General features: G+C 58.5%; 6 protein-coding genes and 2 pseudogenes. 7 read left to right on the top strand and 1 reads right to left on the bottom strand.

The annotated features are described in order from the left end of the window. The first annotated feature begins 851 nt into the window (after positions 1-851). The gene (locus tag CINSTRO3249_RS11590; RefSeq protein WP_074013394.1) at positions 852-1,031 is read left to right on the top strand and encodes a hypothetical protein; all 180 of its coding nucleotides are present in this window, start codon (positions 852-854) and stop codon (positions 1,029-1,031) included. A 367-nt stretch (positions 1,032-1,398) separates the two neighbouring features. Here the strand turns inward: CINSTRO3249_RS11590 and pspF are convergent, their stop codons facing one another. Next, positions 1,399-2,385, bottom strand: coding sequence for a phage shock protein operon transcriptional activator (gene pspF / locus CINSTRO3249_RS11585; protein ID WP_074013393.1), 987 nt, complete (start codon positions 2,383-2,385; stop codon positions 1,399-1,401). A gap of 182 nt (positions 2,386-2,567) precedes the next feature. Here pspF and pspA point away from each other — a divergent pair, with 182 nt between their 5' ends. From pspA to CINSTRO3249_RS11555, 6 genes and pseudogenes are all read left to right on the top strand, one after another. After that, positions 2,568-3,230, top strand: a complete 663-nt coding sequence (gene pspA / locus CINSTRO3249_RS11580) for a phage shock protein PspA (RefSeq protein ID WP_074013392.1) — start codon at positions 2,568-2,570, stop codon at positions 3,228-3,230. 80 nt (positions 3,231-3,310) lie between these two features. Beyond that, positions 3,311-3,544: an envelope stress response membrane protein PspB gene (gene pspB, locus CINSTRO3249_RS11575; RefSeq protein WP_074013391.1), complete on the top strand. Its 234-nt coding sequence runs from the start codon at positions 3,311-3,313 to the stop codon at positions 3,542-3,544. Position 3,545: 1 nt separating this feature from the next. Continuing rightward, the gene (gene pspC, locus CINSTRO3249_RS11570; protein ID WP_074013390.1) at positions 3,546-3,902 is read left to right on the top strand and encodes an envelope stress response membrane protein PspC; all 357 of its coding nucleotides are present in this window, start codon (positions 3,546-3,548) and stop codon (positions 3,900-3,902) included. Beyond that, the gene (locus tag CINSTRO3249_RS11565; protein ID WP_074013389.1) at positions 3,899-4,177 is read left to right on the top strand and encodes a hypothetical protein; all 279 of its coding nucleotides are present in this window, start codon (positions 3,899-3,901) and stop codon (positions 4,175-4,177) included. The genes pspC and CINSTRO3249_RS11565 overlap by 4 nt, the downstream gene beginning before the upstream one ends. A gap of 312 nt (positions 4,178-4,489) precedes the next feature. After that, positions 4,490-5,704 (top strand): annotated as a pseudogene (locus tag CINSTRO3249_RS11560) (YcjX family protein); the annotation flags it as partial. A 23-nt stretch (positions 5,705-5,727) separates the two neighbouring features. Further along, a pseudogene (locus CINSTRO3249_RS11555) lies at positions 5,728-6,029 on the top strand (IS3 family transposase); the annotation flags it as partial.

Here is a 6,029-nt window from a genome sequence, read left to right as displayed (position 1 = left end):
TGCTCATGCTGAGTTTCCAGCACTAGATTAACTGCCCGTTCACGGACTTCCGGAGAGTAACGTTTGGTCGTTGTCATAGAGACCTCCACTTTTAAAGTATAGACTCTAATTTATCCGGGGTGATTCAGTTTTGCCTGAGGTAGCGAAATGAAATTTCTCCGTATCGGGATGACGGCTGTGCGGACCGTCAAGATCAGGGCAGGGAGGCAAGTCAGGATCCGTGTCGTCCAAGAAGTAGAGCGGTTTTAGAGCGTCAGGCACACGGCTGGGAGGACCGTCAAGATCACGGCAGCGAGGCAAGTCCGGGGGAAGAGGCACAGGCTGGTCCCAGGCTCCACCAGGCCGGTAGGCGGCGTGCCGCCGGCTGCGCAAGTTTTGCTGATGGGCGCCGGGGAGGGCCATGAGATTGGCCGCAGGGGTCAGGGTCGGCGCCATAAGGGAATTAGCGGGCATTGGCACGGCAGAGGCAGAGGGCGCTTGCCCAGCAGATGAGTGCATGATGACCGCGCCAGAGACCTCCGCCGGCGCTAAAACACTATTGCGGGCCACAGGCGCCGCAGGCTTTGTCTTCTGTTTGCGCGCCCGGTGCGCGGCATGTCGCAACCGGTGGTAGGCATTCTGTTGACGCTTGTGACGATTGTGACGCGCTGCGTGTTGCTGCGTTTGGGGGGCAATCTGCTCCAGAGCCGGGCTGACGGTGGATCGTATCGATGGGATGGGGTTGTTTCATAACGCGACGCCTCTTTGGCAACCAGGGGGGCTGACAAGCCATTGCCCGTTAAACCGCGCGTGCCGGTCATGCGACGCTGCGCCCAAACGCCAGGACCGGCGGTATCGACAGTGGCATTGCCATGGGCTCCCTCATCCGCCGTCGGCTGACGCGCCAAGGCCTGCCCGCCGGTATACGCCGATGGCCGCTCAGGCTGCGCAGCGACGGCACCGATATGGGTAATAATGCTAATAAGGCCCAAATAACCGATAGCCCGCCGGTATTTATCAGCATCACCGGGTTGCTGCGCCAGATGAAGTAAGACTTCCTGTAATGGCGGCTCGGTGCGCCTTTGTTGATGCTGAAATAAACCGGTAGTTTTACGGTGATGTTGAAGCGATGCGGGCATAATTAACCACTCCCTGGTTTAAAAACGATGATCGTCGCGGCGGCGGCGGGCGCTGCCGAGGTCGGTAATGAAAGGTGTTATCAAACGTCGGTGATCCTGCACGCGGCGCCAGCGGCAGAAGCGCCGCGATAGGTATTAAAACCAATTTAGTTTGGCGGATTTTAGGGAGCGCGACGGCGCGGTGCAATAGCGAACGGTTAAATAAGGCGTTAACAAAATGGCGTGACCCAACCGCTGACATTGCACAGCATGCCGCAGTTTTTAACGAGATGGCGATAGCTCAGGGACGTGCTTTGATACCGTGTTTTTTCATCATGCCACGCAATTGATGATAACTCAGGGCTAGCAGTTCGGCGGCCTGACGTTGTTGATAGTGGGTGCGGGCCAGCGCCTGCTCCAGCCACTGTTTTTCCTGCTGCTGCAGCCAGGCGCGTAAATCCAGCGGCAGAGAAGGCGCGGTAGTGTCGGGGGAGGCGATGGGGGTCAGGCGCACCGCTGTTAAAGGGTTAATAATAATTTGGCTCAGAGGACGCTCGCTGTTGTTATGGCGATAAAGTGAACGCTCCACGACATTTTTCAGCTCGCGCACGTTGCCCGGCCAGCCGTAGTCGAGCAGACTGCGGCGCGCTTCCGCGCTGAAGCCCGGAAATAAGGGCTGTCCCAGCTCGCGACACATCTGGATAGCAAAATGTTCGGCCATCACCATAATGTCGTCCGGGCGCGCCCGCAGCGGCGGCAGGGCCACCACATCGAACGCCAACCTGTCGAGCAAGTCGGCCCGGAAATCGCCGGCCAGGGCCAGCGCCGGCAGGTCGGCATTGGTGGCACAGACCAGCCGGACGTCCACTTGCAGCGCCTGACTGCCCCCGACGCGTTCCAGCTCGCCATATTCGATGACGCGCAACAGCTTTTCCTGGACCATCATCGGCGCGTTTGCCAACTCATCCAGAAACAGAGTGCCGCCGTCGGCGCGCTCAAACCGACCCTGATGCCTTTTTTGCGCGCCGGTAAACGCCCCGGCTTCATGGCCGAAAAGCTCGGAATCAAGCAGATTTTCGTTGAGCGCGGCGCAGTTGAGCGAGATAAAAGGCCCTTGCCAGCGCGGCGAAAGATAATGCAGCCGCCGGGCAATAAGCTCTTTGCCGGTGCCGCGTTCGCCAATCACCAACACGGGTTTTTGCAGCCGGGCGAGGCGCGACACTTGCTCCAGCACTTCCAGAAAATCATTCGACTGACCGAGCAGCGGGTCGTGCGGGGAATCGGACATGGTTAATTTCGCCAACAGTTGGTGGTTATCACCACTATAACCGAAGCTTGGCGCAGGTCAAATTTAAAAAATCATTATATTTCATGGTGATGTAATGTTGGTAAATGTTGGCACGAAAAATGCATTAGTGAAACGGTGTGATTAGCCAGACAATTTTATGCAACATCAAGAGGATATTAACCATGGGCATTTTTTCCCGCTTTACCGACATCGTTAACGCCAACATCAATGCATTGCTGGATAAGGCGGAAGATCCGCAAAAACTGGTTCGTCTGATGATCCAGGAAATGGAAGATACGCTGGTGGAGGTCAGGACGACGTCTGCGCAGGCCCTGGCGGAAAAGAAACAGCTGCTGCGCCGCATTGAACAAGCCGACAGCCAGCAGGCGGAGTGGCAAAGCAAAGCGGAACTGGCGTTGTCGAAGGATAAAGAAGATCTGGCCCGTGCCGCGCTAATGGAAAAGCAACGGCTGGTGAAACTTGCCGCTGCGCTGCGTCAAGACGTGACGGTTATCGAAGAGACGCTGACGCGGATGAAGCGCGAAATTGGCGAGTTGGAAAACAAACTGGCCGAAACCCGCGCTCGCCAGCAGGCGCTTACGCTCCGCCATCAGGCCGCCTCGTCGTCGCGCGATATTCGCCGCCAGCTTGACAGCGGTAAATTGGACCAGGCCATGGCGCGTTTTGAGCAATTTGAACGTCGAATCGATCACATGGAAGCGGAAGCGGAAAGCGTCGGTTTCGGCAAACAAAAATCCCTCGATCAGCAATTCGCCGAGCTGAAGGCCGATGATGAGATCACTGAACAATTGGCGGCGCTGAAAAACAAGCTGCATCACGACTGAATGCCGCGTCGCCGGGTTGCGGACATCATATCAGGTGCCGCCGCGGCGTGCGGAATGCCAAGACCACATAAGGAGAAATCATGGATGCCCTGTTAGTCGTGCTAGCCATACCGCTGACTATTTTTATCTTGTTCGTCGCGCCTGTCTGGTTATGGCTGCACTACAACAGCCGTCGTCAACAGGGAAGCCGGCTGGGTCAACAAGATGCGCAGCGGCTGACGCAGCTCACCCGCGACGCCGAGCGCATGCAGGCCCGGATTCAGGCGCTGGAAGATATTCTTGACGCGGAACACCCCAACTGGAGACAAGAATAAGATGACGATTGATTTAAGCAAAAAACTCTACCGCCGCCCTGATGAGGGTATGATCCGCGGGGTTTGTGCCGGCATTGCACACTATTTCGACGTACCGACGCGGTTGGTGCGGGTCATCGTCGTGCTGTCGATGATTTTTGGCCTGTTTATGTTAACGCTTCTGGCCTACGGCATTCTGGCGTTTTGGCTGGAGCCCGCGCCGCCGTCAGCTTATGAGGAACACGAGGGGCTGGCCCCCGGCCAGCGGTTGGATCGTGCGGATGCGCTATTGGCCGATAGCGAACGGCAGTTGCGTCGGGTGGAACGGTATGTCACCTCGCCGGCGTTTAACCTGCGTAACCGGTTCCGGCAGCTATGATCGCGGTTGTCCGTTTTATTTTGCTGGCGTTATTGAGCAGGGTACCCGCTATCTTGAGTGCCCGGCTGCTGGCACGCATCGCCCGCCGTCCGCTGCGGCTGGTGCTTGGCTTACTGTTGCAGCCCTTGTTAACCCTGGCGGCTGATTATTGGGCCCGCCGGGTGACAGCGGGTGCGTCCGCGCGCGCCACCCCAGCCAATGATCCCCTCCGGCGTCGTGATACGCTGATGGTTTCCGGTCGCGCCGCGTCGCGCCAATCATCCCGCCGCCGTTGACCGGCGGCGCGGTTCCCGCATCAGAAGGTTTGCGCCTGGGGATGCCATCGGTACAGGCGTCCAGCGCCGCTGGTGAACGGCTGTGCGTGTGTAGCGCGGTTGCCCCTTCCGGGGAGGATGTGCTTGTCGCGCCTGCGGCGGCGCGGTTAACCGTAACCTCTGCCCGGCTTATTACCCTACGCTAATTCCTTTCCGTATAGCCGGCGACCCGTAGTTAAGGTCGGCAAAAAAAGCGGACGTCGTTACCGTTTCCGCTACAATAGCCGCACGCCGTGGCGTCACGAGACCGGGAAAAGTAAAGGTAAACCGCCGATGAAAAGACTGCAAAACGAACTCAACGCGCTGGTGAATCGCGGGCTGGACCGGCATCTGCGGCTGGCGGTGACCGGCTTAAGCCGCAGCGGTAAAACCGCGTTTATTACCTCGCTGGTAAACCAATTGCTCATGGCTAACCATGGCGCGCGACTACCCTTATTTAACGTCGCCCGCGAAGAGCGGTTGCTGGGCGTGCGGCGGGTGCCGCAGCGCAATCTGGGACTATCGCGCTTTACCTATGATGAAGGTCTCGCCGCGCTGAGCGGCTCGCCCCCGGCCTGGCCGGTACCGACCCGTGGCGTGAGCGAAATGCGTTTGGCGCTGCGCTATCGATCGCGTGATGCGTTGTGGCGACATATTAAAGACACCGGTACGCTGTATCTGGAAATTGTCGATTATCCCGGAGAATGGCTGCTGGATTTGCCCATGCTGGAGCAGGATTATTTCACCTGGTCGCGGCAAATGATGGCCTTGCTGCAGGGGGAACGGGCAGCCTGGGCCGCGCCCTGGCTTTCGCGCTGCGCCGCCCTCGATCCGCTGGCGCCGGCCGACGAGCGGGCTCTGGCGGCCATTGCCCAGGACTATACCGACTCTCTGCTGCGCGCCAAAGCCGCCGGGCTGCATTTTATCCAGCCGGGCCGTTTTGTGCTCCCCGGCGAGATGGCCGGCGCGCCGGCGTTGCAGTTTTTTCCCTGGCCGCAACTCGGCGACACGGCGGAAGGGCCGTTGGCCCGGGCCGACAAACGCAGCAACATCGGGATGTTGCGCGAACGCTATCGCTACTATTGCCAACAGGTGGTTAAAGGGTTCTATAAACAACATTTTAGCGGCTTTGACCGGCAAATCGTGCTGGTGGATTGCCTGGCGGCGCTTAACCGTGGCCCGGACGCTTTCAACGACATGCGCCTGGCGTTGACGCAGCTAATGCGCAGCTTTCATTACGGCAAGCGCAGTCTCTATCGCCGCCTGTTTTCCCCCTGTATTGATAAGCTGATGTTTGCCGCGAGCAAAGCGGATCATGTGACCGCGGATCATGTGACCGCGGATCAGCACGCCAATTTGGTATCCCTGTTACAGCAATTAGTGAAAGACGCCTGGCAGAATGCCGCCTTTGAGGGCATCAGTATGGATTGCGCCGGTGTGGCGGCAATCCAATCCACGCTCAATGGCGTGGTGATGCATCAGGGGCAAAGCCTGCCGGCGCTTAAAGGCATAGGTATCACTGGCAGCGAAAGCGACAGCAGAACCCGGAATTACGTAGCGTCCGCCAGCGCCGTGATGAAGAGCTTGGCCGGGAGATTGAACGCGTCTACGACGAAAATAAACGGCTTTATGGCGTGAAAAAAGTCTGGCTCCAGCTTCGGCGCGAAGGCATCAAAGTCGCGCGATGCACGGTAGAGCGCCTGATGCGACTGGTCGGTATCCGCCGCGGTAAAGGCGTTAAAACCACGCGCAGCGATAAAGATGCTGCTACGCCGGATGACCTGGTGAACCGGCGGTTCATGGCGGAGCGGCCCAATCAGCTTTGGGTGGCGGA

The organism is Candidatus Sodalis sp. SoCistrobi (genome assembly GCF_900143145.1).
Taxonomy (GTDB): Bacteria; Pseudomonadota; Gammaproteobacteria; order Enterobacterales; family Enterobacteriaceae; genus SoCistrobi.
The sequence above is the reverse complement of the archived record's forward strand: the minus strand, read 5'-3'. Positions and strand labels throughout refer to the sequence as shown.